This window comes from Aurantimonas marianensis (assembly GCF_024195285.1).
GTDB classification, from domain to species: Bacteria; Pseudomonadota; Alphaproteobacteria; order Rhizobiales; family Rhizobiaceae; genus Aurantimonas; species Aurantimonas marianensis.
On record NZ_JALHBS010000105.1, the window covers coordinates 1 to 26,521 of the forward strand.

20 protein-coding genes and 1 pseudogene are annotated in these 26,521 nt (G+C 66.5%); 7 read left to right on the forward strand and 14 right to left on the reverse strand.

What is annotated here, in order from left to right:
- Positions 1-162: ATP-grasp domain-containing protein (locus tag MJ956_RS16555; protein ID WP_341482739.1), on the reverse strand; the 162-nt coding region annotated here is incomplete at its 3' end.
- A 64-nt stretch (positions 163-226) separates the two neighbouring features.
- Positions 227-1,189: a malate dehydrogenase gene (mdh, locus tag MJ956_RS16560; protein ID WP_253965547.1), complete on the reverse strand. Its 963-nt coding sequence runs from the start codon at positions 1,187-1,189 to the stop codon at positions 227-229.
- A gap of 471 nt (positions 1,190-1,660) precedes the next feature.
- Here mdh and MJ956_RS16565 point away from each other — a divergent pair, with 471 nt between their 5' ends.
- Positions 1,661-2,866: a GGDEF domain-containing protein gene (locus tag MJ956_RS16565; RefSeq protein WP_253965548.1), complete on the forward strand. Its 1,206-nt coding sequence runs from the start codon at positions 1,661-1,663 to the stop codon at positions 2,864-2,866.
- Here the strand turns inward: MJ956_RS16565 and zapE are convergent.
- The 5 genes from zapE to MJ956_RS16590 form a co-directional block, all read right to left on the reverse strand.
- Positions 2,851-4,035 carry a cell division protein ZapE gene (gene zapE, locus MJ956_RS16570; RefSeq protein WP_423724900.1) on the reverse strand — a complete coding sequence of 395 codons (1,185 nt, stop codon included), beginning with the start codon at positions 4,033-4,035 and terminating at the stop codon, positions 2,851-2,853. The two genes, MJ956_RS16565 and zapE, sit on opposite strands and share 16 nt — an antisense overlap.
- A gap of 158 nt (positions 4,036-4,193) precedes the next feature.
- Positions 4,194-4,766, reverse strand: coding sequence for a protease inhibitor Inh/omp19 family protein (locus MJ956_RS16575; protein WP_253965549.1), 573 nt, complete (start codon positions 4,764-4,766; stop codon positions 4,194-4,196).
- Between the two features lie 199 nt (positions 4,767-4,965).
- Complete coding sequence (locus MJ956_RS16580) at positions 4,966-5,619, reverse strand: carbonic anhydrase (RefSeq protein ID WP_253965550.1); 654 nt, start codon at positions 5,617-5,619, stop codon at positions 4,966-4,968.
- Positions 5,620-5,697: 78 nt separating this feature from the next.
- The gene (gene pdxY, locus MJ956_RS16585; protein ID WP_253965551.1) at positions 5,698-6,591 is read right to left on the reverse strand and encodes a pyridoxal kinase PdxY; all 894 of its coding nucleotides are present in this window, start codon (positions 6,589-6,591) and stop codon (positions 5,698-5,700) included.
- A gap of 11 nt (positions 6,592-6,602) precedes the next feature.
- On the reverse strand, positions 6,603-6,860 hold the full coding sequence (locus tag MJ956_RS16590; RefSeq protein ID WP_253965552.1) for a hypothetical protein: 258 nt from the start codon (positions 6,858-6,860) through the stop codon (positions 6,603-6,605).
- Between the two features lie 122 nt (positions 6,861-6,982).
- Between MJ956_RS16590 and MJ956_RS16595 the strand changes: the two genes are divergently transcribed.
- From MJ956_RS16595 to MJ956_RS16610, 4 genes are all read left to right on the forward strand, one after another.
- Complete coding sequence (locus tag MJ956_RS16595) at positions 6,983-7,606, forward strand: LemA family protein (protein WP_253965553.1); 624 nt, start codon at positions 6,983-6,985, stop codon at positions 7,604-7,606.
- 17 nt (positions 7,607-7,623) lie between these two features.
- Positions 7,624-8,499, forward strand: a complete 876-nt coding sequence (locus tag MJ956_RS16600; protein WP_253965554.1) for a TPM domain-containing protein — start codon at positions 7,624-7,626, stop codon at positions 8,497-8,499.
- A gap of 2 nt (positions 8,500-8,501) precedes the next feature.
- The gene (locus MJ956_RS16605) at positions 8,502-9,140 is read left to right on the forward strand and encodes a TPM domain-containing protein (RefSeq protein ID WP_253965555.1); all 639 of its coding nucleotides are present in this window, start codon (positions 8,502-8,504) and stop codon (positions 9,138-9,140) included.
- A 332-nt stretch (positions 9,141-9,472) separates the two neighbouring features.
- Positions 9,473-12,673 (forward strand): PAS domain S-box protein, encoded by a 3,201-nt coding sequence (locus tag MJ956_RS16610; RefSeq protein WP_253965556.1) that lies wholly within the window; start codon positions 9,473-9,475, stop codon positions 12,671-12,673.
- Positions 12,674-12,813: 140 nt separating this feature from the next.
- Here the strand turns inward: MJ956_RS16610 and MJ956_RS16615 are convergent, their stop codons facing one another.
- Positions 12,814-13,392: a peroxidase-related enzyme gene (locus MJ956_RS16615; protein ID WP_253965557.1), complete on the reverse strand. Its 579-nt coding sequence runs from the start codon at positions 13,390-13,392 to the stop codon at positions 12,814-12,816.
- A gap of 116 nt (positions 13,393-13,508) precedes the next feature.
- Between MJ956_RS16615 and MJ956_RS16620 the strand changes: the two are divergent.
- Positions 13,509-18,410 (forward strand): annotated as a pseudogene (locus MJ956_RS16620) (NAD-glutamate dehydrogenase).
- Between the two features lie 55 nt (positions 18,411-18,465).
- Here the strand turns inward: MJ956_RS16620 and MJ956_RS16625 are convergent.
- Positions 18,466-18,762 (reverse strand): hypothetical protein, encoded by a 297-nt coding sequence (locus tag MJ956_RS16625; protein ID WP_253965565.1) that lies wholly within the window; start codon positions 18,760-18,762, stop codon positions 18,466-18,468.
- Between MJ956_RS16625 and MJ956_RS16630 the strand changes: the two genes are divergently transcribed.
- The gene (locus tag MJ956_RS16630; protein WP_253965558.1) at positions 18,750-20,177 is read left to right on the forward strand and encodes an MFS transporter; all 1,428 of its coding nucleotides are present in this window, start codon (positions 18,750-18,752) and stop codon (positions 20,175-20,177) included. The genes MJ956_RS16625 and MJ956_RS16630 overlap by 13 nt on opposite strands.
- Positions 20,178-20,320: 143 nt before the next feature.
- On the opposite strand, the gene purH is transcribed toward MJ956_RS16630, so the two are convergent.
- The 5 genes from purH to htpX all read right to left on the reverse strand — a co-directional run.
- On the reverse strand, positions 20,321-21,937 hold the full coding sequence (gene purH, locus MJ956_RS16635; RefSeq protein WP_253965559.1) for a bifunctional phosphoribosylaminoimidazolecarboxamide formyltransferase/IMP cyclohydrolase: 1,617 nt from the start codon (positions 21,935-21,937) through the stop codon (positions 20,321-20,323).
- A 94-nt stretch (positions 21,938-22,031) separates the two neighbouring features.
- The gene (locus tag MJ956_RS16640; RefSeq protein ID WP_253965560.1) at positions 22,032-22,196 is read right to left on the reverse strand and encodes a hypothetical protein; all 165 of its coding nucleotides are present in this window, start codon (positions 22,194-22,196) and stop codon (positions 22,032-22,034) included.
- A 94-nt stretch (positions 22,197-22,290) separates the two neighbouring features.
- Positions 22,291-23,976, reverse strand: coding sequence for a heparinase II/III family protein (locus MJ956_RS18935; RefSeq protein WP_253965561.1), 1,686 nt, complete (start codon positions 23,974-23,976; stop codon positions 22,291-22,293).
- 252 nt (positions 23,977-24,228) lie between these two features.
- Entirely contained in the window at positions 24,229-25,638 is a 1,410-nt protein-coding gene (locus tag MJ956_RS16650; RefSeq protein ID WP_423724901.1) for an RsmB/NOP family class I SAM-dependent RNA methyltransferase, read from the reverse strand.
- 74 nt (positions 25,639-25,712) lie between these two features.
- The coding region (gene htpX, locus MJ956_RS16655; protein WP_256477923.1) for a zinc metalloprotease HtpX at positions 25,713-26,521 on the reverse strand (809 nt) is incomplete at its 5' end.

Sequence of the window (26,521 nt, forward strand, 5' to 3'; positions counted from 1 at the left end):
GCGGCCGCCGGCGTGGATCTGGCTCTTGACCACATAGACCGGCCCCGGCAGCTGCCGCGCCGCCGCTTCCGCCTGCCCGACCTCGGTGATCGCACCCCCCGCCGCCACCGGCGCGCCATAGCCCTTCAGCACTTCCTTGGCCTGATATTCGTGGATGTTCATCTGATTGTTCTTCCTCGGCGGGGAGGGAAAAAGGAACGGGCCGCTCATAGGCGGCCCGGAAAACTTACTTCAGCTTCGGCGCGATCTCGACGCAGGCTTCCATCAGGCCCTTCACCGCGCTGACGGATTTTTCGAACTGCGCCTTTTCGTCGCTGGCGAGATCGATCTCGATCACCCGCTCGATGCCGTCGGCGCCGATCACGCAGGGAACCCCGACATACATGTCCTTGAGGCCGTATTCGCCCTTCAGGTTCGCCGCGCAGGGCAGCACCCGCTTCTTGTCCTTGAGGTAGGATTCGGCCATCTGGATCGCGGAGGCGGCCGGCGCGTAATAGGCCGAGCCGGTCTTCAACAGGCCGACGATCTCCGCGCCGCCGTCGCGGGTGCGCTGGACTATCTCCTCCAGCCGCTCCTTCGAGCACCAGCCCATCTTGACCAGATCGGTGAGCGGGATGCCGGCGACCGTCGAATAGCGGGTGAGCGGCACCATCGTGTCGCCATGCCCGCCCAGCACGAAGGCGGTGACGTCCTCGACCGAGACCTTGAATTCCTCGGCGAGAAAGGCGCGGAAGCGGGCGGAGTCGAGCACGCCGGCCATGCCGACGACCTTGGCCTTGGGCAGGCCGGAGAATTTCTGCAGCGCCCAGACCATGGCGTCGAGCGGGTTGGTGATGCAGATGACGAAGGCGTTGGGCGCGTATTTGGCGATGCCGGCGCCGACCTGCTCCATGACCTTCAGGTTGATGCCGAGCAGATCGTCGCGGCTCATGCCCGGCTTGCGCGGCACGCCGGCGGTGACGATGCACACATCCGCGCCCTCGATCGCGGCATAGTCGTTGGCGCCGCTCAGATGCGCGTCGAAGCCCTCCACCGGACCGGACTGGGAAATGTCGAGCGCCTTGCCCTGGGGCGTCCCCTCGGCGATGTCGAACATGACGACGTCGCCGAGTTCCTTCAGACTCGCCAGATGCGCGAGCGTGCCGCCGATCATGCCGGAACCGATGAGTGCGATCTTCGAACGGGCCAAGGCCACTTTCCTCCTGCTGTCGGCCGGCCTCGGCATCAAACCGGGAGCGGACCGTGGGTTGGGTCGCGGAGAGAGCCAGGAGAATCCTCGCTCCGTCCGCCGAATCCTTCGTCGCGGGGCGCTGCAACAGCGAATTCGGCTGAGCGCGAGGTTGAAAGGCCCTCGACGGTGCCCCCGTCGCGGCGACGCAATAGACCGGCCTGCCCACAGATGCAACCATGGCAATCATACCCTAAAAGATTCAATCGGTTATAATAACCAGTCATTACGTAAACGTAAGAATCCGGGATGAACAGATTACCCCGGCGATAGGGCATTGGCGGTTTGTTAGCCCTGTTCGACCGTCGCGGTTCGCTGCCGGGATCAAAACCGGCCCTTCAAACGTAGTTGCCTTGGATCAACGAGTGGCACAGGGCCTTCCGATCCGGGAGCGTACCGGCTCCTGACCGCCAGACGAGGATTCCGACCAGCATGAACCTGCCTGCGGACCTGATCCTCGATCTGGCGAACGATGTCGGCCTTCTGGCCCTCGTCGCCATGAGCTACGGAGCCCTTCGCCGCGCCCGCTTGCCGGGCGGCGCGCAAGCGGCGATCCTGGGGCTTGTCTTCGGCGCCGCCACGATCGCCACGATGTTGCGCGCGTCGGACCCGCTACCGGGAATCATGATCGATGCGAGAATCATCGTGGTCGCGCTGGCCGGCGCCTTCGGTGGACCGCTGACCGCGGCGATCACGTCTGCCGTCGCCGGTCTGTACCGCGTCGCACTCGGCGGCGCGGGAACGGGCATCGGTCTGGCGATTCTCGGCTTCGGGGCCGCCGCCGGTCTGCTCTGGTGGGCGTATTGGCGGCGGCGCGGGCATGTCAGCCTGCCCAGCCTGTTCCTCCTCGGCCTGACAATCTCCTGTCAGGCGCTGCTCCTGCCGTTGCTGCCGATCCAGGCCTCCGCCACCACGATCGGCCTCGCGGTAGTCGCGCTCATGGTCTCCTGCGCCCTCGCCACGCTCCTTCTCGGCGCGCTGATGCAACGTGAGGACAGCTTGATCACGCGGGAAAGAACCCTGCTCATCGATGCCTACACCGACCCATTGACCGGTCTTGCCAACCGACGGGCATTCGACCGGCGGCTGGAGGAATGGACGACGGGGCCCCCGCGGTCATTCGCCCTGATGATGATCGACGTCGATCACTTCAAGACGATCAACGACCGGTTCGGCCACGATAGCGGCGACCGGGCGCTTGCCGCCGTGGCCGATGTGCTGAAGCGTCTCGGGAACGAAACGGACATGGTGGCGCGCTACGGTGGCGAGGAATTCGCGGTCCTGCTGTGGAACTGCGATCTGCCGACCGCGATGCGCCGCGCGGAGCATCTGCGGCGCCGTGTCGCGGCGAAACGCTTCGCGGAGATCGGTGACGCCGCACCCCTGACCGTCAGCATCGGCGTCGGCCAGACCGAACGTTGCGGCGGTCCGGGGTCGATCAGGCGGGACGCCGACGCCGCCCTCTATCGGGCCAAGGCCGCCGGCCGGAATTGCGTCGTTGCAGCGCGAAAGCCGCGAGCGGCCAGGTCCTCCAGTCAAGCTGTCACGCGCCCATCGGAACCGGTCGCGGCCTGGGCCGGGATGTCCCGGCTTCCGCCAGGCGAGCTCCGACGCGATCCGGGTCAATTAGCGCTTTGACCGGAGTGGGAGGACGTCCGGGCCAGGTATTCATCCGACCGCATCTCGACGAGGCGCGAGACGGCGCGGTCGAACTCGAAAGCGACCGTGCCTGAGCTGCCGCGATAGAGCTGCTCCGCCGGCGCTTCGGCCGACATCACCAGCCGGCGGCCGCAATCGTACAGCGCGTCGACGAGGGTGATGAAGCGCTTGGCCTCGTTGCGCTCGGCCTGATCCATCACCGGAACCCGGTCCAGCATCACCGTGTGGAAACGCCGGGCGATCGCGAGGTAGTCCTGCGCCCCGAGCGCTCCCTTCAACAGATCGTCGGAGGCAAACCGTGCCGCCCCGTTGCCGGCGCGGGGCACCTTGACCGTCCGTCCCTTCACCGAAAGCGAAGCGACGCCCTCCTTGGCGCCATCGAGAAGCGATAGCCAGATCGTATCCATCCGCGCCTCGACGGTCGGATCGAGCGGCGACAGATAGACGTTGTCACGGCCGATCGTGGTCAGCCGATAGTCTTCCGCGCCGTCGAGCGCGACGATGTCGGTGTGGGCTTTGAGGACGTCGATGAAGGGCAGGAATAACGGCCGGTTGAGACCATCGCGGTAGAGATCGGCGGGCGCGACGTTGGACGTGGCGACGAGCACCACGCCGTTTTCGAACAGCGCCGTGAACAGCCGCGACAGGATCATCGCGTCGGCGATGTCGGTCACCGCGAATTCATCGAAGCACAAAAGGCGGGCATCACGGGCGATCTGGCCGGCGACCGGCCCGATCGGGTCGTCGCCGCTGGCCGTACCGGCCTTCACCGCCTTGCGATGAGCCCCGATGCGCTCATGGACGTCGCCCATGAAGGAATGGAAATGCACGCGCCGCTTCGCCGACACCGAACTTCGCCGAAAGAACATGTCCATGAGCATGGTCTTGCCGCGCCCGACATCGCCATGGATGTAGACGCCGCGGATCGGGTCGGCCGCGCGCTTCTTGCCGAACAGCCAGCCAAGGGCGCTCTTCTTCGAGGCGACGGTCGCCGCCGAGAGCCTCTGATCGATGTGATCGAGCCGGTCGGCAAGCGCCCTTTGGCCCGGGTCCGCCTCGATCTCCTCGATGGCGATCAAATGTTCCAGCGCCGAGCGGACAGGTCCTTGCGCTTTCCTGTCGTCGCGCGTGGCGGTGCTCGGCATCATTCCTCGAAGGGTCGTTGGGTCAGCTGGCGACAAGGCGTGTCTGGTCCGCCGCACCCTATGCCGGGATCGCGGCGAAGTCTCGCGGACGAGACGCGCCACCATATTGGTCCGAAGCGGGGCCGGTCAGCGTCATGCCCGACGCCGACCGGCGCCGGGGCTTACCGGTAGAGGCTGATCTGCTGCCCGCTCTTGGTCTGGCCTTCGTAGCGCGACCCGCCGGTGGAGCTCAGATTGGCGACGTTGGAGCCGCCGGAATCCTTCAGAACCACCTGATTGCCCGCCACGTCCCAGGCACTGACGTCGGCGACCGCGCCAGGGCAACCGCGCGATGCCGCCCGATAGCCGCCGGTCCACTTCGTCAGCGACAAGATGATCTGGCAGTTGCCGCCCGTCGTCGTCACCTTGTAGGCGCCGAGCACGGAATTCCTCGAGATCGGCCCGCTGCTGACGGATGCGACCTGGGTCTCCTGACCTGCCTGACCGTCTGAAGACGCATTCTGGCCCGTCTCGCTTGCCGTCACATCGGTCTCGTTTTCGAAGGCCGAATTCTCCGACATCGCCGGTGCCGCCGGCGGCGGCGGGGGCGGCAGCTGCCGGGCCGCGACCCGCTGCCGGGGCGCCGGTGTCAGCGGCGCCGGATCACTGCTTCCGAAAGTCGGCATCGAGCGCGAACAGCCCGCCGCCAGAAGCAGCGTGAGCAGAACCGCACCCGTTCTTGTCCAGTTGGTCATGAAATTACCTCGCGCATGTCTTGTCCCTCGCGGTCCCAGGCCAGATCCGCCCAAGACAATCCTGGTCATAAAGCGGACCACTGCCATCCTTCGCAAGGCTCAATTGTGTCGAAATGCAACAGAATTTCGATCCTGTGGCCCGCAATCCACGAAAACCCGCCTCAGGACAGCCGCCGCGGCAATGCGTCCTGCAGCTGGATCACGCGGCGTCGCCGAGCACGCGGGAAAAATCCCCCGTTTCCGGGTTCATCGCCCACAATTCGCCGGACCGGATATCCACCCAGGCGCCATGCAGCGACAGCGCACCCTCGCCTTCCAGCTGTTCCACCGCCGGAAACGTCCTGAGATTGGCGATTGAGTGGCGGATCGAGATCCGCTCCAGCGCCGCCTGCCGCTCGTTCGCGGTCATGTGATCGTTGGCGCCGACCGCCCGCGCGACCGGATCGAGAAGGCTCATCCACTTGCCGATGAAATCGCCGGGCGACAGCGGCTCGGCGGCCGGCGAGAGCGCGGCGTGGATGCCGCCGCAGCCACCATGGCCAAGCACCACCACATGCTCGACCTTGAGCGCGTGCAGCGCGAATTCTAGCGCCGCCGAGGTCGAGTGAAATTCCCCGTCCGGCGAGTACGGCGGAACCAGATTGGCGACGTTGCGCACGACGAAAATCTCGCCCGGCGCGGCATCGAAGATCGTCTCGGGCGCGGCGCGGGAATCGCAGCAGGCGATCACCATCGTTTTCGGGCTTTGTCCGGCCTCGGCGAGCTGCCGCATGCGCTGACGTTCCTGCGGCAACCGCTTGTCGACAAACGCGCGATAGCCATTGAGGAGGTGGTCGGGAAGAAATTTCGTCATGCCGCGATCAGTAGCGCGTCGCCGCGGCGCAATCAATCGCCGTACCGCCGTCCACAGACAGCCCGGTGGTCACACCGGTCAAGCCCGGCGATCGCCGCCGGGATAGGCCAGGCGCCGGGTCTGGACCATCGCCATCGGATGCCGGAGGCTGTCGCTATCGGTTTCGAGCGTCAGTTCGTCGGCACCGCGCTTGGTCGTGCGGGCGAGGATCTCGAACACCGTCGCGGTGGTGGTCTGCAAGGCCTTCTCCTCGGACACGCCGGCGAGAATGCGGGCCAGATACACCGCCGCGGTAAGGTCGCCGAGGCCATGCGGCGGGTTCTCGATGACCCGGTGCTCGGCGAGCATGGCCTGGAAATCGCGCACCAGCAGATTGCCGATGCCGCCCCGCAGCATCGCGAAGGCCGATGTAACGATGACGCTCGGTGGCCCGAGCGTGCTCGCGGCCTCGATCAGATGGGCGTTGTCCGACAATTCCAGGCCGCAGAGGAATTCCAGCTCGTAGCGATTGGGCGTCGCGATATCGGCGAGCGGGATCAGCCGGTCGCGGATCGCCTCGAGTGTCGCCTGCGGCTGATACAATCGGCCGCCATCGCCGATCACCGGATCGCAGATATAGATCGCCTGCGGGTTGGCGCGCCTGACGGCCTCGACCAGCCGCGCGGTCGGCGCGATCTGATCTTCGGCGCCGAAATAGCCGGTAAGGATCGCGCCGACCTCGCCCAGCCAGGGCGAGCCGGCCAGATCGTCCATCAGCGCCGCGTACTCGTCATCAGGCGGCACGATCCGGGTTGCCGGCCCGTGGCCCGGATGCCAGGGCAGCGTGACGGTGGGGACGGACCACACCGGGAAGCCGAGGGTCTCCAGCGCGAAGACAGCGGCGCGATTGCCGACGGTACCGCGCACGACATGGCTCGACACCGAGATGACGGCCGACCGGTCGCTCTGCTGAATGGAGTTGGCTGGCGGCATGGGGCGGCCGTTCAATCGCTTGCAAGCTGGATGGCGAGAAGCACGGCGAAGACAATGAAGCCGACGATCGCCGCGAGGCGTCCGATGCGCGTGCCGATGACCTCGATCCGATCTATCGGATCGGCGTCGCGCGCCATGAAATGGTCGCGCGTCCTGAACAGCATCGCCTCGGTGTGCCCGCCGACCTGCGGTTCGGTCTCCTGCCGCACGCGGTTTAGGATGGCTTTCGCCTCGCGCTGGCGCTCGTCGTCGTGATGATGGCCGGTCATGCGAAATCTCTGTCGCAAAAGCCGGCCGAGAGCAACCGTGCGGTCGAACCGGCTTCTGGATAGCGCTAAGATGCTTTACATATTCGCGCGCCTGGCGACATCGCCCATGACCGGAGACCACCATGCAGTCGCTCACCGTTGAACCGCCGCGCATCCGCCCGATCGTGACGGCGCTTTTCCTGCTGATCCTGGCGCCGCTGCTGTCGGCCTGCGGGATCAACGCGATCCCCACCTATGAGGAGCAGGCCAAGGCGACATGGGCGCAGGTCGAGAACCAGTATCAGCGCCGCGCCGACCTGATCCCCAACCTGATCGAGACGGTGAAGGGCTTCGCCGCGCAGGAACGCGACGTGCTGACGGCGGTCGTCGAGGCGCGGGCCAAGGCGACGCAGACGCAGATCAATGCCGATCAGCTGACCGACCCGGCCGCCATCCAGAAATTCCAGGCCGCGCAGGACCAGCTCTCCGGCGCGCTGTCGCGCCTGCTGGTGACGGTCGAGCGCTATCCCGACCTGAAATCCAACCAGAACTTCCTGGCGCTGCAGAGCCAGCTCGAAGGCACCGAAAACCGTATCTCGGTCGCCCGCCGCGACTATATCGACGCGGTCCGCGTCTACAACACCGAGCTGAAGACCATCCCCGGCCGCTGGATCGCCGCGCTGTTTTATCCGGAGGCGGAGGAAATGCAGGCCTTTACCGCGACCGCCGGCGCCGAGACGCCGCCCAGGGTCGATTTCGGCCAATGACAAGCGCGCGGGGATGGATGGCATTGCGGCTCCGGACGCCCGCCTCGCCGCCCGGTCCGAGTGAGGGGCGGGCCGGCTGGGGAACGCGCGCTGGCTGCGCATGGCTTGTCCTCCTCGCATCGCTCCTGACGGCGACCGTCCCATCGGTGGCGCAGGAGTTCCCGCCGCTCACCGGGCGTGTGGTCGACACCGCCGACCTGCTCGACGCAGGGACCGAGGCGGCCTTGGCCGCAAAGCTCGCCGCCTTCGAGGCGCAATCCAGCGACCAGGTCGTCGTCGCCACGGTTCCCGACCTGCAAGGCTACGACATCGCCGACTACGCCAACCGGCTGGCCCGGCAATGGGCGATCGGCCAGAAGGACGAGGACAACGGCGTCCTGCTGCTGGTCAGCCGCGACGACCGCAAGGTGCGGATCGAGGTCGGTTACGGCCTCGAGGGCACGCTGACCGACGCGCTGTCGACGCTGGTCATCCAGAACGACATCCTGCCGGCCTTTCGAAGCGGCGACTATCCGGCCGGTATCGTAAAGGGGGTCGACGGCATCCTGCAGGTCCTTTCGGGCGACGCGGCCGAACTGGAAGCCCGCGCCGAGCGCAACGAATCCTGGTCCGGCGGCGATGTTTCGGACTGGCTGTTCACGCTGTTCTTCGCCGGCGTCTGGGTGTTCGTGATCGGCAGTTTCGTGATGACCAACCTGGCGCGGCGCCACGGTCGCAAGGTCGGCAGGAACCGCTATCGCTGGCTCGGGATGATCTGGGCACTCGATGCCGCCGGCAGGTCGCGGCGCCATGGCGGCGGCGGATTTTCCGGCGGAGGGGGTTTTTCCGGAGGAGGCGGCTTTTCCGGCGGCGGCGGATCGTTCGGCGGCGGCGGCTCGTCGGGGAGTTGGTAGATATGGCGCATCTCAGTTTCACCGAGGCCGATCATGGCCGCATCGCCGAGGCCATCCGGAAGGCGGAGGCAACCACCACCGGCGAGATCTACGCCGTCTTCGCGCGCACCAGCGACGCCTATGTCTTCGTGCCGGCGACGATCGCGCTCGCCTTGTCGCTGATCGCCGCGCTGCTGGCGGCGCTGTTCGCGCCACTTGCCGGCTTGGCGATCTCGGGCCTGGCGCTGGTGACCAGCCAGCTTGCCGCGACACTGCTGCTGCTGGTGCTGTTCGCGGTCGTCCCGTCGCTGCGCATGGCGTTCGTGCCGCGCGCCGTCGCCGAGGATCGGGCCCATCGCATGGCCCTGACGCAGTTCTTCGCCCACAATATCCATGCGACCGTCGGGCGGACCGGAATCCTCGTCTTCGTCTCCGAGGCCGAGCATTATGCCGAGATCGTCGCCGACGCGGAGATTGCCGCCAAGGTACCGCAGGAGGCCTGGGACGCCATCGTCGCCGACCTCATTGCCGCCGCGCGCGAAAATCGGCTGGCCGAAGGCTACGTCCAGGCCGTCCGGGCGGCCGGGGCGATCCTGACGGCGCATTTTCCCGGCGACCGCGCCAATCCGAACGAGATTTCCGATCGGCTGGTGGAGATTTGAGATTAGGGCGAGCTCATGAGGAGACGGAATGCAACGCCCTTGTGTCGTGCGGCACGTCTGCTGTGGCCGAAAACCATCGAGCACCTTTTCGACCTAAAGTTGCAAGAGGCAGACGGTCCGACCCTGCGCCATGTGGTGTTCTGTGACCGTTACGAACGCGCGGAATGGCGTTCTCCGAACGCTCTCACTTTACCATATACATTGAATCCCATCATCGCCTTATTCTATCGGTCATGATTCGAGCATGGCATTACAGAGTGTAGAGACGAGTATTGAATGGCGAATGGAATTGACAGTTTGAACCGGTGCTCAAGGCAGGCAACGGTGCAGCCATGACGGATCAGCTTGTAAAGAACGTCGCGCCTGCGATTCCCGCCTTTCTGGCAGGCGGCGGCGAGATGGGCGAGCGGCTGCGTTCCTACCCATGGGGCGACACGAGCCTCGGCTCTCCGCATCAGTGGCCGCCGGCACTAACGACACTGGTCGGCGTGATGTTGGCCTCCAATCAGGCCATGTTCATCGCCTGGGGGCCCGAGCGCACGTTCCTCTACAACGACACCTACTCTGAGATCCTTGCGGCAAAGCATCCCGATGCGCTCGGACGCGATTTTCTGGATGTGTGGCAGGAGATTCGCGCTGATCTGATGCCGATCGTCGAGCAGGCATATTCGGGCGAACCCGTCCATATGGACGATATAACCCTGATCATGCATCGAAAGGGCTTCAGAGAGGAGACGCATTTCAGCTTCTCCTACACACCCGTCCGCGAAGAGACCGGAGAAGTTGTCGGATTCTTCTGTCCGTGCAACGAGATCACCGCCCAAGTACTGGCCGAACGTCGCCTGCGCGAGAGTGAGGCGCGCGCCAAGGGCGTGCTCGACGGCATGGCCGAGGGGTTCATGCTGCTCGATCCGGCGTTTCGCATCCAGGATATCAACGTCGAAGCCTTGCGCCACGAAACACGCCCGCTTGCGGCTCTTCTCGGGCATACACATTGGGAGGTCTATCCGGGCACGGAGGACAGCGAACTCGGCCGGCTCTACAAGCGAGCGATGGTCGAACGCGCGCCTGTTGCTCTGGAGCACTGCTACGCTTGGGGGGACGGGCGCGAGGCTTGGCTTGAAACGCGGGCTTACCCGATCGAGGATGGGCTTGCCGTGTTCTTCCGCGACGTGTCCGAACAGAAGAAGGCGGATGCGGCGGCTCGGGAGACGGCGGAGCGTTACCGCCTGGCGGTGCGTGCCACGAACGACGCGATCTGGGACTGGCACTTCCTGTCCAACCACGTGCTCTGGAACGAGGCGCTGGAGACGGCCTACGGTCACCAGCCCGCCGACGTCGAGCCAACCGGGGAATGGTGGATCGAGCAAATCCATCCGGAAGACCGCGCAAGAGTGGACCATAGCATTCATGCCGCAATCGACGGTACGCTCGAGAGCTGGACCGAGGAATATCGGTTTCGCCGGGCCGACGGCGCCTATGCCGACGTGTTCGACCGTGGTCACGTGATCCGCGACGAAAGCGGCCGTGCGGTCCGGATGATCGGAGCCATGCTGGACCTCACCGAGCGGCACCGCAACCAGGCCGCGCTGCAGGCGAGCGAGACACGGTTTCGCGCCTTTGCGGAGGCCCTGCCACTGGTCTTGTTCACCAGCGACGCGGACGGGCGCTATGACTACACCAATCCGTTCTTCCAGATATTCACGGGTCTGTCGCCCGAGTCGTTGGAGGGCTTGGGCTGGAGTGTTGCGCTGCACCCCGACGATCGCGAACGCGCGCTCGCAGTCTGGAAAGACGCACGCGCTTCCGAGGAGCCGTTCGAGATCGAGTACCGCTTTCGACGTCACGACGGCGTTTACCGTTGGTTCCTCGGCCGTTGCGTGCCGGCCCGCTCGACGCAGCGCGGCGCTGCGCTCCGCTGGATCGGCACTTGCGTGGAGATGCAGGACATCGTCGAGGCGCGCGACGCGAAGGCGCGGCAAAGTGAGGAGCTGGAACACCTCGTGGCGGAGCGCACGGCAGACCGCGATCGCATTTGGCGGCTGTCGACCGACCTCATGCTGATGGCGCGCTTCGACGGGACGATCACTGCCACGAACCCGGCCTGGACGGGTCTTCTGGGTTGGAACGAAACGGATCTGATCGGCACGTCATTCCTCGATCTCATTCATCCCGACGATTTTGCGGCGACGCAAGCGGAGGCCGGAAAGCTGCAGCAGGGGCTTTCGACGTTGCGGTTCGAGAACCGGTATCGAGCGAGCGATGGCGGCTACGTCTGGCTGTCCTGGACCGCGGTCCCCGACGAGCAGTTCATCCACGCGGTCGCGCGTGATGTCACTGCAGAGAAGGAAGCAGCGGCAGAGCTGGAACGAGCGCAAGAGGCGCTTCGCCAGTCGCAGAAGATGGAGGCCGTGGGCCAGCTCACCGGCGGACTGGCCCATGACTTCAACAATCTGCTGGCCGGAATCTCCGGCTCACTGGAGCTGATGGGAACACGCATGGCGCAGGGGCGCGTGGGGGAGATCGAACGCTATCTTCTCGCCGCTCAGGGAGCGGTCAAGCGCGCGGCTGCCCTGACGCATCGACTGCTCGCCTTCTCGCGTCGCCAGACGCTTGATCCCAAGGCGACCAATATCGGCGCCCTTATCAACGGCATGGAGGATCTGATCCGGCGCACGGTCGGTCCCGCCATCGCCGTCGAGAGCGTCGCCGGCGGCGGAGTTTGGAGCGTTCTCGTCGATCCCAACCAGTTGGAGAACGCGCTGCTGAACCTTTGCATCAATGCGCGCGACGCCATGCCGGATGGAGGCAAGATCACCATCGAGACAGCGAACCGCTGGCTCGACGAGCGGGCTGCACGGATGCTCGACCTGGCGCCCGGCCAGTACGTATCGATGTGCGTCAGCGACAACGGCTCCGGAATGGCGTCCGACGTGGTCGAGAAGGCGTTCGACCCGTTCTTCACGACCAAGCCAATCGGAATGGGTACCGGCCTCGGCCTCTCGATGATCTACGGCTTTGCCCGCCAGTCGGGGGGTCAGGTGCGCATCTACTCGGAGCTCGGTCAGGGAACGATGGTCTGCATCTACCTGCCACGCCACCTCGGCGAGTGCGACAAGGTGGAGGAAGCGCCGCAGATTCCGGCGACCGAGCAGGCCCCGACCGGCCAGACGGTGCTTGTCATCGATGACGAACCGCTAGTGCGCATGCTCGTCGTCGATACGCTGGAGGATCTCGGTTATATGGCTATCGAGGCCGGCGACGGACCATCCGGGATGAAGGTGATCGAGTCCGACGCGCGCATCGATCTCCTCATTACTGATGTCGGCCTGCCGAATGGCATGAACGGACGGCAGGTGGCGGAGGCGGCCAGGCAGTTGCGTCCCGGTCTGCGGGTGCTGTTCATCACCGGCTATGCCGAAAACGCCGTTCTCAATCACGGCCATCTCGAGCACGGTATGCAGGTGATCACCAAGCCCTTCGACATGGGCGCACTGACGCAGCGCATCCAGGCCGCAATCTCGGATGAGTAGGAATTGCCACTGCTCAATCTGTTGAACGTCCGCTTGGAAGTTCCATCGCGGAGCCATTGGACGCCTGATGAAGTCGACAGCCCCCAGCCCCGTAATCCGGGACAGCACAGGCGGTTTCGATTCGCGTCCGCGCCGCCCCCTCACCGCGCCATCGCGTGATAATCCGTGTTCGGCTTCATGTCGGTAGCCGATGCCACCCGGTTCGACATGGCGAAGAACGCAGCGACCGAGGCGATGTCGAAGATCGCCCGGTTCGAATAGCCGGCATCGCGCAGCGCCTGCCGGTCCGCCTCAACGATCGTGTCCGGCCGCTCGGTGAGCTTGACGACGAAGTCGAGCATCGCCGTCCGCTTGGCCTCGAGCCCGGCCGCGCGCCAGTTCTGCGCGATTGTCTCACCGAAATGCGCGTCGCCGGCAAGCTGCCGGACGGCGGCCCCGTGCGCCGTCAGGCAGTAATGGCAGTGGTTGATCGCCGAGACGACCACCGCGATGATCTCGCGATCGAGCTTGTCGATCTCGCTCTCGCCCAGCATCAGCTCGTTGTAGAAGCTCGAGAACGCCTCGAGCTTTCTTTCGTCGAAGGCGTAGGCGACCAGCACATTCGGCACGAGCCCGAGCTTTTCCTCGCATTTGGCGAAATAGGCCCTGGTGCGCTCCGACAGCGGCTCGGCGACACCGAGATCGAGCGCGGTAACCGCGCCGTCATCATGCTGCGTCATGCTTCCTCCCGTGGATCGGATACCGCCGGACGACGGTATTAGCCATCGCACACCGGCGCCACTCCCCTATGATAGGGTTCCTGGACAGACAAGGCGACGCTTGGAGCGCGGTACGAATGGACCATCACGAGATCAGCAAATCAGCGATACTGAGCGCCGTCGAGGCGGTGATCGGGGAAGGCCGGCCCGAGGCTACCCTGGCGCCGCTTCTGTTCGCCCGCCCCCCCGCCGAGGATCTCGCCGCCTTCAAGCCGGAGGCCCTCGCCGCCGCCGCGCGGGCCGGCATCGCCGCTCTCGATTCCCACCGCCGGGGCCGGACCGTGGTGTCGATCGAACGGCCCGAGGCCTTTCTACATGACGGCGAGCCGCAGGATCTGGTCACCGTGGTCAGCGACGACATGGCCTTCCTGTTCGACTCCATGACCGCCGAGATTGCCGAAACAGCTCCGGCGATCCATTACATTTCGCATCCCATTCTCGACGTCGTTCGCGGCGCCGACGGCGAGATCACCAGCTTTTCCGCCTCGCATATCACCGACGAGACCCAGACGAAGTCGGAACGCAAGAGCCTGATCCAGTTCGCGATCGATCCGCTGACCGGCGAGGCGGCCGCCGCCTTGCGCGCGCGGCTCGAACGGATCCTCTCCCAGGTGACTCAGGCCAACGCGGATTTCGGCGCGATGCGCGATCGGGTCAGCGAGGCGGTCGACTCGCTGCGCCAGCGCGCCGCCGGGCTGGACGATCTCGACGAGCGGACCATCGTCGAGGAATCGGCCAATCTGCTGGAATGGCTGCGCGACGACAATTTCATCTTTCTCGGCTGCCGTGAGTACGACTATCGCGGCGATACCGACGGTGAAGCACTGGAGCGACGCGACGACGCCGGGCTCGGCATTCTTGCCGATCCGCGGCTTCGCATTCTCGGGCGGGACGGCCGGTCGATGACGACCACGCCCGAGATTCGCGCCTTCCTGAAAGCGCCGAATCCGCTGATCGTCACCAAGGCCAACGCCCGCTCGATCGTCCACCGCCGGACCTACATGGATTATGTCGGCGTCAAGCAATATGACGCCGCCGGCAACTTCACCGGCGAATTGCGCATCGTCGGCCTGTTCACGTCGAGCGCCTATACCCAGTCGATTCTTTCCATTCCCTATCTGCGCCTGAAGGCAGAGACGGTGATCAGCCGATCCGGTTTTCGGCCGGGGTCGCATTCCGCCAAGGCGCTTCTCAACGCGCTGGAATCCTACCCGCGCGACGTGGTGTTCCAGATCGACGTCGATCTGCTCGAGCGCTTCGCGACGACCACCGTCGAACTCGGCGAACGACCGCGTGTGCGGGTCCTCGCCCGAATCGACCGCTTTCACCGTTTCGTCTCGGTGCTCGTCTTCGTGCCACGCGATCGTTACGACACGCGGCTGCGCGAGCGCATCGGCCTGTTGCTCGCCGAGGCCTATGGCGGCCACGTCTCGGCCTACTACCCCGCCTTTCCCGAGGGCCCGCTAGCCCGCGTGCATCTCATCATCGGCCGTCCGGAAGGCACGACGCCGCATGTCGACATCGCCAGAATCGAGGCGCGCATCGTGGAACTCGCCAGGAACTGGGAGGATGCCTTCGTCGCGGCGCTCGCGGCGGGGGGGCTGTCGCACGAACTGCACAGGCTGCTGCCCGGCGTGCCGGAGAGCTATCGCGACGTGATCACGCCCGAAGAGGCGATTGGCGACGCAGCCGTGATCGAAGAACTGTCGCCGGACCATGATCTCACGGTGGATTTTTATCGGCGCGCCGGCGATCCGGACGATCTGCTGCGTCTGAAAATCTATCACCTGGGCGCCGCCGTATCGCTGTCGACCCGGGTCCCCATTCTGGAAAACATGGGCTTTTCCGTCGTCTCGGAGCGCACCTTTCCCGTCACGCGGCCCGACGGTTCGATCACGCATCTGCACGACATGGACCTGACCCGCAAGAATGGCGGCGACATCGTTCTCGACGACGACGGCGATGCGTTGCAGACGACCTTCGCGGCGGTCTGGGCCGGCCGGATCGAAAACGACGGCTTCAACGCGCTGGTTCTCGAGGCCGGTTTCGATTTTCGCAAGGCCAATGTCCTGCGGGCCTATTCCCGCTACCTGCGGCAAGCCGGACTGTCCTACTCGCCGGATTATCTGGCAGCAGCGTTGCTGCGGCATCCGGCGATCGCCGCACGGCTTTGGGAGTTGTTCGAAACCGCTTTCGATCCGGAGCGGTCCGCACCGCGCGCCAGCGCGGCGGCCGCCGACGACGTCGCCGACGAGCCCGACGCCCGCCAGGCCCGCCGGGCCGCCGAGCGGGGGGCTGAGGCGGTTCATGCGGCCATCATCGAGGCCTTGGATGCGGTCGATTCCATCGACGACGACCGCATCATCCGGCGTTTCATGGGCGCCATTCTCGCCACCTTGCGGACCAATTTCTACGCGGTCGACGGCACGTCGTCCGAGGCCGAATCCGAGCCGGGGCGGGTTGCGCCGGCGCTCGCCTTCAAGCTCGAATCCGCCGCGGTCGAGGGGCTGCCCGCCCCGGTTCCCTTCCGCGAGATCTTCGTGTTCGACGCCCGCGTGGAAGGGGTGCATCTACGCTTTGGACCCGTCGCCCGCGGTGGTCTCAGATGGTCGGACCGGGCCCAGGATTACCGCACCGAAGTGCTCGGGCTGGTCAAGGCGCAGCAGGTCAAGAACGCCGTCATCGTGCCGGTCGGCGCGAAGGGCGGATTCTATCCCAAGCGTCTGCCTGACGCTTCCGACCGCGACGCCTGGTTTGCCGCCGGCCGGTCGGCCTATGTCGTCTTCATCGCCTCGCTTCTGTCGGTGACCGACAACATCGTCGGCGATGCGGTCGTCCCGCCGCCCGCGGTCACCCGCTATGACGGAGACGATCCCTATTTCGTGGTCGCCGCCGACAAGGGCACCGCGACCTTCTCCGACACCGCCAACGCCATTGCCCAGTCGAACGATTTCTGGCTGGACGACGCCTTCGCCTCCGGCGGCTCGGCCGGCTACGACCACAAGGCGATGGGCATCACCGCCCGCGGTGCCTGGGAGGCCGTTAAGCGCCATTTCCGCGAGATGGATCGGGACATCCAGGCCGAACCGTTTACCGCCGTCGGTTGCGGCGACATGTCCGGCGACGTGTTCGGCAACGGGATGCTGCTGTCGCGCCAGACCCGGCTGATCGCCGCCTTCGACCATCGCGACATCTTCATCGACCCCGATCCCGCCCCCGCGCTGTCCTTCGCCGAGCGCCAGCGCCTGTTCGAGAAGCCGCGCTCCTCCTGGGCCGACTACGACACGGACAGGCTGTCGGCCGGCGGCGGCGTCTTTTCCCGGCGAGACAAACGGATCACGCTGTCGGAGCAGGCGGCCGCCGCGATCGGCTGGGAGCATCGCTCGGGAACGCCGGCCGAAGTGATCACGGCGATCCTCAAGGCGCCGGCCGACCTGTTGTGGTTCGGCGGCATCGGAACCTATGTGCGCGCGACGGCGGAATCCAACGCCGATGTCGGCGACCGCGCCAATGACGCTGTCCGCGTCACCGGCCTTGAGGTTCGGGCCAAGGTGGTCGGCGAGGGCGCCAATCTGGGCGTCACCCAGAAGGGCCGGATCGAATTCGCGCGCGCCGGCGGCCGGATCAATTCGGACGCCGTCGACAATTCGGCGGGCGTCAACACCTCCGACGTCGAGGTCAATATCAAGATCGCCTTGAAGAATGCGATGGAGGCCGGCCGGCTGACCCGAAGCGACCGTGACGCGCTGCTGGCCGGCATGACCGACGTGGTTGCCGAACTGGTGCTCGCCAACAATTACGAACAGACCCTGGCGCTGTCGCTGGAAGAGCGGGAGGGCGCCGGCGCGCTGGCGCTCCAGGCCCGTTTCATGACGGTTCTCGAAGCGGAGGGGACGCTCGATCGATCCGTCGAGACCCTGCCGGGAGAAACCGCGATCGGCGATCTCCGGGGCAGCGGCCGCGGCCTCACGCGGCCGGAAATCGGCGTCCTCATCGCCTACGCCAAGATCACCCTGTTCGACCAGCTGGTGGCTGGCACGCTGCCAGACGATCCCTATTTCGAGGATCGGCTGCTCGACTACTTTCCCGTTCCGATGCGCCACGACTTCGCGCGCGATATTCGCGGCCACCGGCTGTCCCGCGAGATTGTGGCGACCGTCCTCGCCAACGAGATCGTCAATCGCACCGGCCCGACCTTCGTCACCGTGATGCGCGAGGCGCGGGGGGCGTCCCCCTCGCAGATTGTGCGCGCTTTCGTCGCGGCGAAGGACGGCCTCGACGTCAACGCGACCTATGAGCGGGTGGACGCGCTGGACGGTCGGCTGTCGGGCGAGACCCAAAATGCGCTTTATGCGGAGATCGGGCGGTTTCTCCGCCGCACGACGCGCTGGTACGCCCAGAACGAACTCTTCGAAACCGGTCTCACCGGCGCGGTGGTCAGCAGTCGGGACGCCCTCGATCAGCTGAAGCCGAACCTGCTGCAGCTGGCGACGGACGTTGCGCGCGCCGAGGCCATGGACCGCGCCGATGGCTGGTCCGAAAAGGGCGTGCCCGCCGACCTCGCCAACTAAATCGCGCTTCTGCCCCTACTGTCGCTGGTGCCGGACATCGCTTCTGTCTCACGTGAAACATCGGCGTCGCTGGAGGCGACGATCGAAACCTATTTCGGCATTACCCGCTTGTTTGGCATCGGACGCCTGGAGGCGGCCCTGCTGACCTTGCAGACGCCCGACTATTACGAGACGCTGGCGCTGGATCGCGCCGCCAGCGAAATCGCCGGGGCTCGGCGATCACTGACCGCCGCGGCTTTACGACGGCATGGCGGCGATGATGGCGACGCGGCCGAGGCATGGGCCGACAGCCGGCGCGCCGCCGTCGATCGCATCGCGCGTCAGATCGCCGCGCTCGCGGGGACCGGAGAGACCTCCGTCGCGCGGCTTACCGTCGCGGCGGGGTTGCTGTCGGATCTGCCCGGCTAGCGGGCGGCCGATCGCTAGCGGCGGACGGCACCCGGATCGCGGGTCCATCCCCGCCTTATTTTTTCTTGCCGTCGTTCTTTTCCTGCGGCGCGAACTTACCGGGCACGGTTGCCGGGGCCACGGCCTTCGCCTTGTCCGCCTTCGGCTTGCGGGTTTCCTTGTTGCTGCGCATTTGACCCTTGGCCATAGTCGATCCCTTCACGGCATCCTGATTGATGCGACCGCAGACTAGCACGCACCCGGCGACCATGGGCATCAATCGCGTCTGGTCGGAAGAATTTGCGCTGGCGTCGTGATGCGGTGCAAGGCTCTTTGGAATGCCGATGGACGAGGCTCTGGATGATTCCCGCAATCGACTCCCCACCCTATCGCGTCCCCCTGCGCCGGCGACCCGTCTGGGGCTGGATGGCTTTCGATTTCGCCGCGCAACCCTTCTTCACCGTCATCATCACTTTCGTCTTCGGCCCCTATTTCGTCTCGCAGCTCGCCCCCGATCCGGCGACGGGGCAAGCCTGGTGGAGCGGCGCCATCACTCTCACCGGCATCGTCGTCGCGCTGCTGTCGCCATTTCTCGGATCGATCGCAGACCGCGCAGGCCCCCGTAAGCCGTGGATCGCAAGCTTCGCCGTGGTGCAGATCGGCGCCCTCGCCCTCTTGTGGTTCGCCGCTCCCGGCTCGCCGCTGGTCCTCGTCGCCCTTCTGATCGTTCTGGCGCAGATTTCCGCCGAGTTTTCGATCGTCTTCAACGACGCGATGATTCCCCGGCTGGTCCATCGGGATTCGATCGGCCGCGTCTCCAACGTCGCCTGGGGCCTCGGCTATGCCGGCGGCATCATCTTCCTGTTCTTCACCCTTGCCTTCCTCGCCGGCTCGCCCACGACCGGCCGCACGATCCTCGGTCTCGAGCCGCTGTTCGGCCTCGATCCGGCGGCCGGGGAAGGCGCGCGCGCGACGGGTCCCCTGGCGGCGCTGTGGTATCTGGTCTTCGTCCTGCCGATGTTTCTTTTCACCCCGGACCGTCCGAAGGCCGAGCCGATCGCCACCGCCGCGCGGGACGGGTTCAAGGATCTCCTGGCAACCTGGCGCGAGATCCGCAAGCGGCCGGCGCTGTTCCGCTTCCTGATCGCCCGGATGATCTATCAGGACGGCGTCAGCGCCCTGCTCGTCCTCGGCGGGGCCTTCGCGGCCGGCATGTTCGGCTGGTCGATCACCGAAAGCGGGCTGTTCGGCATCATCCTCAACGTCACCGCGATCCTCGGCTGTCTCGGCGCCAGCTTCCTCGACGCGCGGCTCGGCTCCAAAGCGGTCATCGGCATGTCGATCCTCTGCCTGATCGCGGCCACCATCGGGATCGTCTCCACCGCTCCCGGCTTCACCGCCTTCGGGCTCGTCGTCTTCGGACCGTCCGAGGCGACCGGCCTGTTCGCCACGGCGGCAGAAAAAAGCTACATCGCCTGGGGGCTATTGATCGGTCTTGCCTTCGGACCGGTGCAGGCCTCGTCCCGCTCCTGGCTCGCCCAGGCGGTGACGGCGGACGAGGCCGGGCGCTATTTCGGCTTCTACGCGCTGACCGGTCGGGCGACGTCGTTTCTGGCCACCGGCGCCGTCGCCGCCCTCACCGCCGTCGCGGCGGCACTCACCGATCCGGTCACCGCCTCGCGCATCGGCATGTCGGCTATCATCCTCTTTCTCATTGTCGGCCTGGCGCTGCTGTGGGGCACGCCGGGACCGGCACGCAGCGAAACAAGACGGTCGCCATTCGCTTGATTCAGGTCCGTTTTTGGGCGGTTATCGAATGGTCTATCGGGTCGACGATAGCCGCGTCGTGGTCATTGTCGCGGCAGTGGGCAAACGCGAGAAGGCCAGCATCCATCGCAAGGTGAAGGCGCGGTGAGCCAAACCCCGCGCCATCAATGGCGGAAATGGCGCATCCCGGTTAGCACCATGGCGATGTCGTTGTCGTCGGCGGCGGCGATCACCTCGTCGTCGCGAATCGACCCGCCCGGCTGGATGACGGCCGTCGCCCCCGCCGCGACGGCCGACAGCAGCCCGTCCGCGAAGGGGAAGAACGCGTCCGACGCGACCACCGATCCGCGCGTCAGCGGCTCGGCGAGGCCGAGCGCCTTTGCCGCGTCCTCGGCCTTGCGCGCGGCGATCCGGGCCGAATCCACCCGGCTCATCTGCCCGGCGCCGATACCCACGGTGGCGCCGTCCCTGGCATAGACGATGGCGTTGGACTTGACGTGCTTGGCGACCCGGAAAGCGAATTTCAGGTCGGCGAGTTCGGTGTCGCTCGGAGCCCGCTTCGTCACCACCTTGAGGTCGAGATCGTCGACCACGCCGGCATCGCGCGATTGCACCAAAAGCCCGCCCGCGACCGACTTCACGAACCGCCCGGCGGCGCGCGGGTCGGGCAGGCCGCCGGTGAGCAGCAGGCGAAGGTTCTTCTTGGCCGCGATGATCGCAACGGCGTCGGGGTCCGCGTCGGGGGCGATGATCACCTCGGTGAAGACCTGGACGATCGCTTCGGCCGCGGCCCGGTCGAGGCGGCGGTTGAGCGCGACGATGCCGCCGAAGGCCGAGACGGGATCGCAGGCCAGCGCCTGCCGATAGGCCGCCAGGAGGTCCGGCCCTTCGGCAACGCCGCACGGATTGGCGTGCTTGATGATGGCGACGGCCGCGGTGCGATCCGGATCGAATTCACCGACCAGTTCGAAGGCGGCATCGGTATCGTTGATGTTGTTGTAGGACAGCGCCTTGCCCTGCACCTGCCGGGCCGTCGCGACGCCGGGCCGCGCCTCGCCGGTCTTGTAGAAGCCCGCCGACTGATGCGGGTTCTCGCCATAGCGCAATTCCTCGGCGAGCGTGCCGGCAAAGCTGGCGCGCCGGGGCATCGCGTCGCCGACCGCGCCGGCGAACCATTGCGAGACCGCCGCGTCGTAGGCGGCCGTGCGGCCGAAGGCTCGCGCCGCGAGCCGCCGCCTGAGCGCGAGATCTGTCTCGCCCTCGTTCGCCTGCAGCGCGGCGAGCAGCTCGCCATAATCCGCCGGATCGACGACGACCGTGACATAGCCGTGGTTCTTGGCGCCGGCCCTGATCATCGCCGGGCCGCCGATGTCGACATTCTCGACGATGGTCGCGGCGTCGGCGCCGCCGGCCAGCGTCGCCTCGAACGGATAGAGATTGACCACGAGAAGGTCGATCCCGGCAATATCGTGGGTCCGCATCGCGTCGGCATGGGCGGGATCGGCGCGAATCCCCAGGAGCCCGCCATGCACAGCCGGATGCAGTGTCTTCACCCGCCCGTCCATGATCTCCGGAAAGCCGGTGAGATCGGACACGTCGCGGACGGCGAGGCCAGCCGCTTCCAGCGCCTTGCGGGTACCACCAGTGGAAACCAGCTCGACGCCGAGCGCGGCGAGACCCTTGGCCAGATCATCGAGGCCGCTCTTGTCGGACACCGAGAGGAGCGCCCGGCGGACGCGGACACGGTCGGGAACGGGTGTGACATTGGCCTTGACGGACATTGGCATTTCCTGCGCGGATCGAAACGAATGAGGGCTGAGGCCCCTGATAGTGGGCGAACGCCACCCCGACAATGCCCCTCGCGGACGTGTTTTCCTATCGCGTCGGCCGCGACTCTTCGCCGTCCGCGCCGCGCGACGTCTTCGATAATTCGGCGAGATCGTCGAGCGTGTTCGGCAGAACCGTCACAGCCCGGTTCATGCCGCAGGACGCAAGCGCCAGGCCGACAATGGCCAGGAGGACGAGATGCTTCATCGGCATGGAGATGCGCCATCGCGGCGTTTCGTCGAGTCGCGTTTTCGTTTTTCGCGTCTGTGGACGCCGCTCGCTTGCGGTGCCCGCGAGTTCCCGCCGATCAGCGCTCGCGCAGGAAGCGCCAGGCGATCCCGTTCAGGTCCCGCGCGTCGAACGGAACGACGAGCTGGAGCGTGCGGCGCGCGCCGCAGGCATCGGCGAAAAAGATCGAATCCTCGATCGCCAGTTCGCCATCGGTCTCGAACAGCCAGCGCTGGTCGCGGACGCTGAGCCGGACCCCGGCGCCCGCCGTCTCGACATTGACCCCCGGATGGAGATGGAAGCGCGCGGTGGCGCTAAGCGCCGTCGCCGCGCTTGTATGCGCGCCCGCTGCCTCGAAACGGTCGGTGCCCTCCACCTCGTTTCCATCGGGCGACACGAGGAGCCTGCGGCGGTGCAGGAGACCGAACCCGCGCTCATAGCCGTTATGGGTGGCGTCGAAACCGAGGCACCTGTCGCCCGTTTCGGCCAGTGTCACTGCGGTGGGGCCCGGCACAAGCGGGGTTCCGAGAAACCGGTCGAGGCTGGCGGAGCGGGCGAAATGCGAGGAGGATCTGTCCGCCACCGTGACGGTCGAATGGGCGGCCGTGGAGCGCGAAAGCCGCCGCCAGTCGGCGTCCTCGGTGATCGGACGGCCGCAATTGACGACGATGCGGCTGGCCTCGCTCGACAGTTCGAAGGCAAGCGTCCCGGCATGGGCGTTGCTGGACACCGATGCATGCGCCGGACAGCCTGTGTCGGCGATGATGATGGTCCCGTCGGCCGTGATCCGATGATAGCCCGACTGGCGCGCGTGGCTGATCGGCTCGCCGAGGGTCTCGTCGTAGCGCGACAGCACGGTCATCAAATGGCGGTCGGAAACGCCGGCGCCGTTGAACAGCGCCAGCGCCCCGTCGCCATGGCGGAAGAAACGGATCGCCGGCAGCATCCGGTCGATCGCCGAATAGAGGCCTTTCGGCAGCGGTTGGCCCTGCCCGAGATAGGTCTGCCGCAGCGGGATCAGATCCGCCAGGATGCGGATGATCGCCGAGGGATCGCGGGAAATATGTCCGCCATCGGGAAATATCTGCCGGTCGAGTTCGTCGGACAGGGACTGCGCGGCGATCTTGACGCGGCCACTGGCCGTCGGCAGGCAGAGCGAGGCGAAGGCAAGCGCCGTGCGCGCGAGCAGCCGCGGCGTTCCGTCGGGCGCCTCCTGGACGACCGCGCGGAGATAACGCGCCTGCGCCGACAGGCTTTTCATGAAGCGGCGGTAAAAGCCCGGTTCGGCCCCGGCGAGCAGAAGATCCGCATGGGTGATCCAGGTGATGAGGCGCCGCGCCGCTACCGCCGGCTCGAAAGGCGGGCCGGCGATCGTCTTGCCCTTGAGGCGGATCCAGTCGTCGACCAGCGCGCGGGCGTTCTGGCCCGCCAGCGCATCGCCGGCCGCGGCATGATGGGTCAGCCAGTCGAAGCCGTGCAGCTCGACCGCATAGGCGGCCGACGGCGGCGTCGACTGGAAGATCGAGGTGCGGCCGGGTTCGAGCAATTGTCCGGCGAAATGAAACCGCCCGGCGTAGATCGCTTCGGCGATCATCGGGTCGCCGTGGCGCAGATTGGGCGGAAGCGCGATGAGTTTGCCGGAGGTTCCTCCCGCGAAGCGCCAGCGGTGGATCGGGCCGGTGTGGAGCCGCCGCCGGACCCGGCGCCAGGCCTCCCTGAGCGTCAACACCGCCAGCAGCGAATGATCCACCAAACCCGTCGACACTCCCGTACTCCAGCGCTATCGGATCGTTTCCTAGGCGCTCACCGATTGTCGGATCACGCGATGTCGCATTGCCGAGATTCATGGCGTTCCGCGGGCGTTTGAACGAACGCGCACCATCGTCGCCATCGTCTCGCAGGCCAGCCGACGCCGGCCCGTTGCCGGCGAGCGCGTGGCGACTGCTCGATACGACCGAGTTTCGCGCGATATGGTAAAGGCTTTGCTAAGGGGCCGGCGCGAGCGCGAGCGCCCGCATCACAGCCGCTTGAGCCGGGCCGCGTAAAACCCGTCGAGGCCGCCCTCGGGACCCTCGCCGGCCCCCGGCATCTCGGGCGTCGTCCTCAGATCGCCCTCGGACGTCAGAGCGAATGCGAAGCCCGGCAGCTCCTCCGCCGAGACCGGATCGCGGACGAAATCCGTTCGTTCGGCGAGGAACGCCGCGATCACATCCTCGCCTTCCGCCCGGTCGAGCGAACAATTGGAAAACACCAGGCGGCCGCCCGGCGCCAGCAGCCGTGCCGCCTCGCCGAGCAGCCTCGCCTGGACGGCGGCGAGCTTGTCGATCTCGGCGGCGTCCTTGGTGTAGCCGACATCGGGGTGGCGACGGATCGTTCCGGTCGAGGAACAGGGCGCGTCGAGGAGGATCGCGTCGAACGGCGCGTCCGGCTCGTAGGCCGCCAGATCGGTGACGACCGTCTCGGCCTCCAGCGACAGCCGCGCCAGATTTTCCTTCAGCCGCTTCATCCGGTTGGCGTTGATGTCGAGCGCGGTGACCTTGCCGCCCGCCAGGATCAGCTGCGCCGTCTTGCCGCCCGGCGCCGCGCACAGATCGGCGACGCGCTTACCGGAGAGATCACCGAACAGCTTCGCCGGCAAGGCGGCGGCGGCATCCTGCACCCACCAGTCGCCGGTGGCGAAGCCGGGCAAATCGGTCACCGGTCCGTCGAAGCTGCCGAGCCGGACCGTGCCGGAGGCCAGCGCGACCCCGCCGAGACGCTCCGCCCAGGCGGCGGGATCGCCCTTCACCGAAAGATCCAGCGACGCGGGCGACAGATGAGCCAGCGCGATCGCGTCGGCGCGCGCCGCTCCGTAGGGCGCGACGAGCCGGCGCCTCAACCATTCCGGCATGTTCTCGCCTGGCGCGGCGACCGAGCGCAGCGTTTCCTTCTCCCGCGACAGGCGGCGCAGCACCGCATTGATCATGCCGGAGAAGCGCTGGCTGCGGGAATCGACGCCGGCGGCTGCGACGGCGAGATCGACAGCCGCCGAATCCGGCACGTCGAGAAACAGGATCTGCGCCGCCCCGACATGCAGGATGTGCTTCAGCGCCGAAGCGTTCGGCGGCAACGGCCGGTCGAGGCAGGCGTCGAGCGCCCGGTCGATCGTGCCGCGAAAGCGCAGGGCCGTCAGGATGATCGCCTTGACGAGACCCTGGTCGCGGCGTTCCAGCGCGCGAAAGCCGGGATGCCCCCCCTTGGCGTCGAGGAGGCCATCGGCGGAGGTCCTGGCGTCGACGATCGCCGACAACAGCTTGGCCGCCACCAGGCGCGCGCCGAGGCCCGGCCTGTCGCCGGCCGAATAGCCATCCGGCACGAAAGCATCGGGTCCGGCGGCGATCCGGGGCTGCCCCGCCCTGTCGGCCGCGACCGGCGCCTTGCCCGGCAATGGCCGCTTACGCGGGGCCGAGCGGGCGGCATCGAAATTGCCGCGGCGAGGCTTGCGGCCGTCCGATCCGGCGCTCAACCCCAAGGACCTTTGCGCGCGCCGCCGGACGTCGTCCCGCGCGACCGATTCCACGGCCCCGAGCGACTTTCGTCATGCGCGACCGATCTCGTCGGCGTGCCCGCGACGAAGTCCGGACCGCCGCCGCCCATTTCGGCCGCCATCTGCCGCAAGGCGGCGATGCGGTTGCCGGTGTCCGGATGGGTTGAGAACAGATTGTCCATGCGTTGACCCGACAAGGGGTTGATGATGAACATGTGCGCGGTCGCCGGGTTGCGTTCGGCGTCCTGGTTGACGATGCGCCCGGCGGAGCTGGCGATCTTGCCGAGCGCCGTGGCGAGCCAGTCGGGATTGCCGCAGATTTCGGCGCCGCGCCGGTCGGCGGAATATTCGCGGGTCCGGCTGATCGCCATCTGCACCAGCATCGCCGCGAGCGGCGCGACGATGATCGCGGCAATCACGCCGATGAAGCCGAGCGGGTTGTTGTTGTCGCGGTTGCCGCCGAAGAAGAAAGCGAAATTGCCGAGCATCGAGATCGCGCCGGCGAGCGTCGCGGTGATCGTCATGATCAGCGTGTCGCGGTTTTGCACATGGGCGAGCTCGTGCGCCATCACCGCGGCGACTTCTTCCGTACTCAGCCGTTCGAGCAGACCCGTGGTCGCGGCGACGGCGGCGTTTTCGGGGTTGCGGCCGGTGGCGAAGGCGTTCGGCTGCGGGTTCTGGATCACGTAGACCTTCGGCATCGGCAGACCGGCATTGCCGGCAAGGCCCTGGACGATGCGGTAGAATTCCGGCGCCGTACGCGCGTCGACCTCTTTCGCATGGT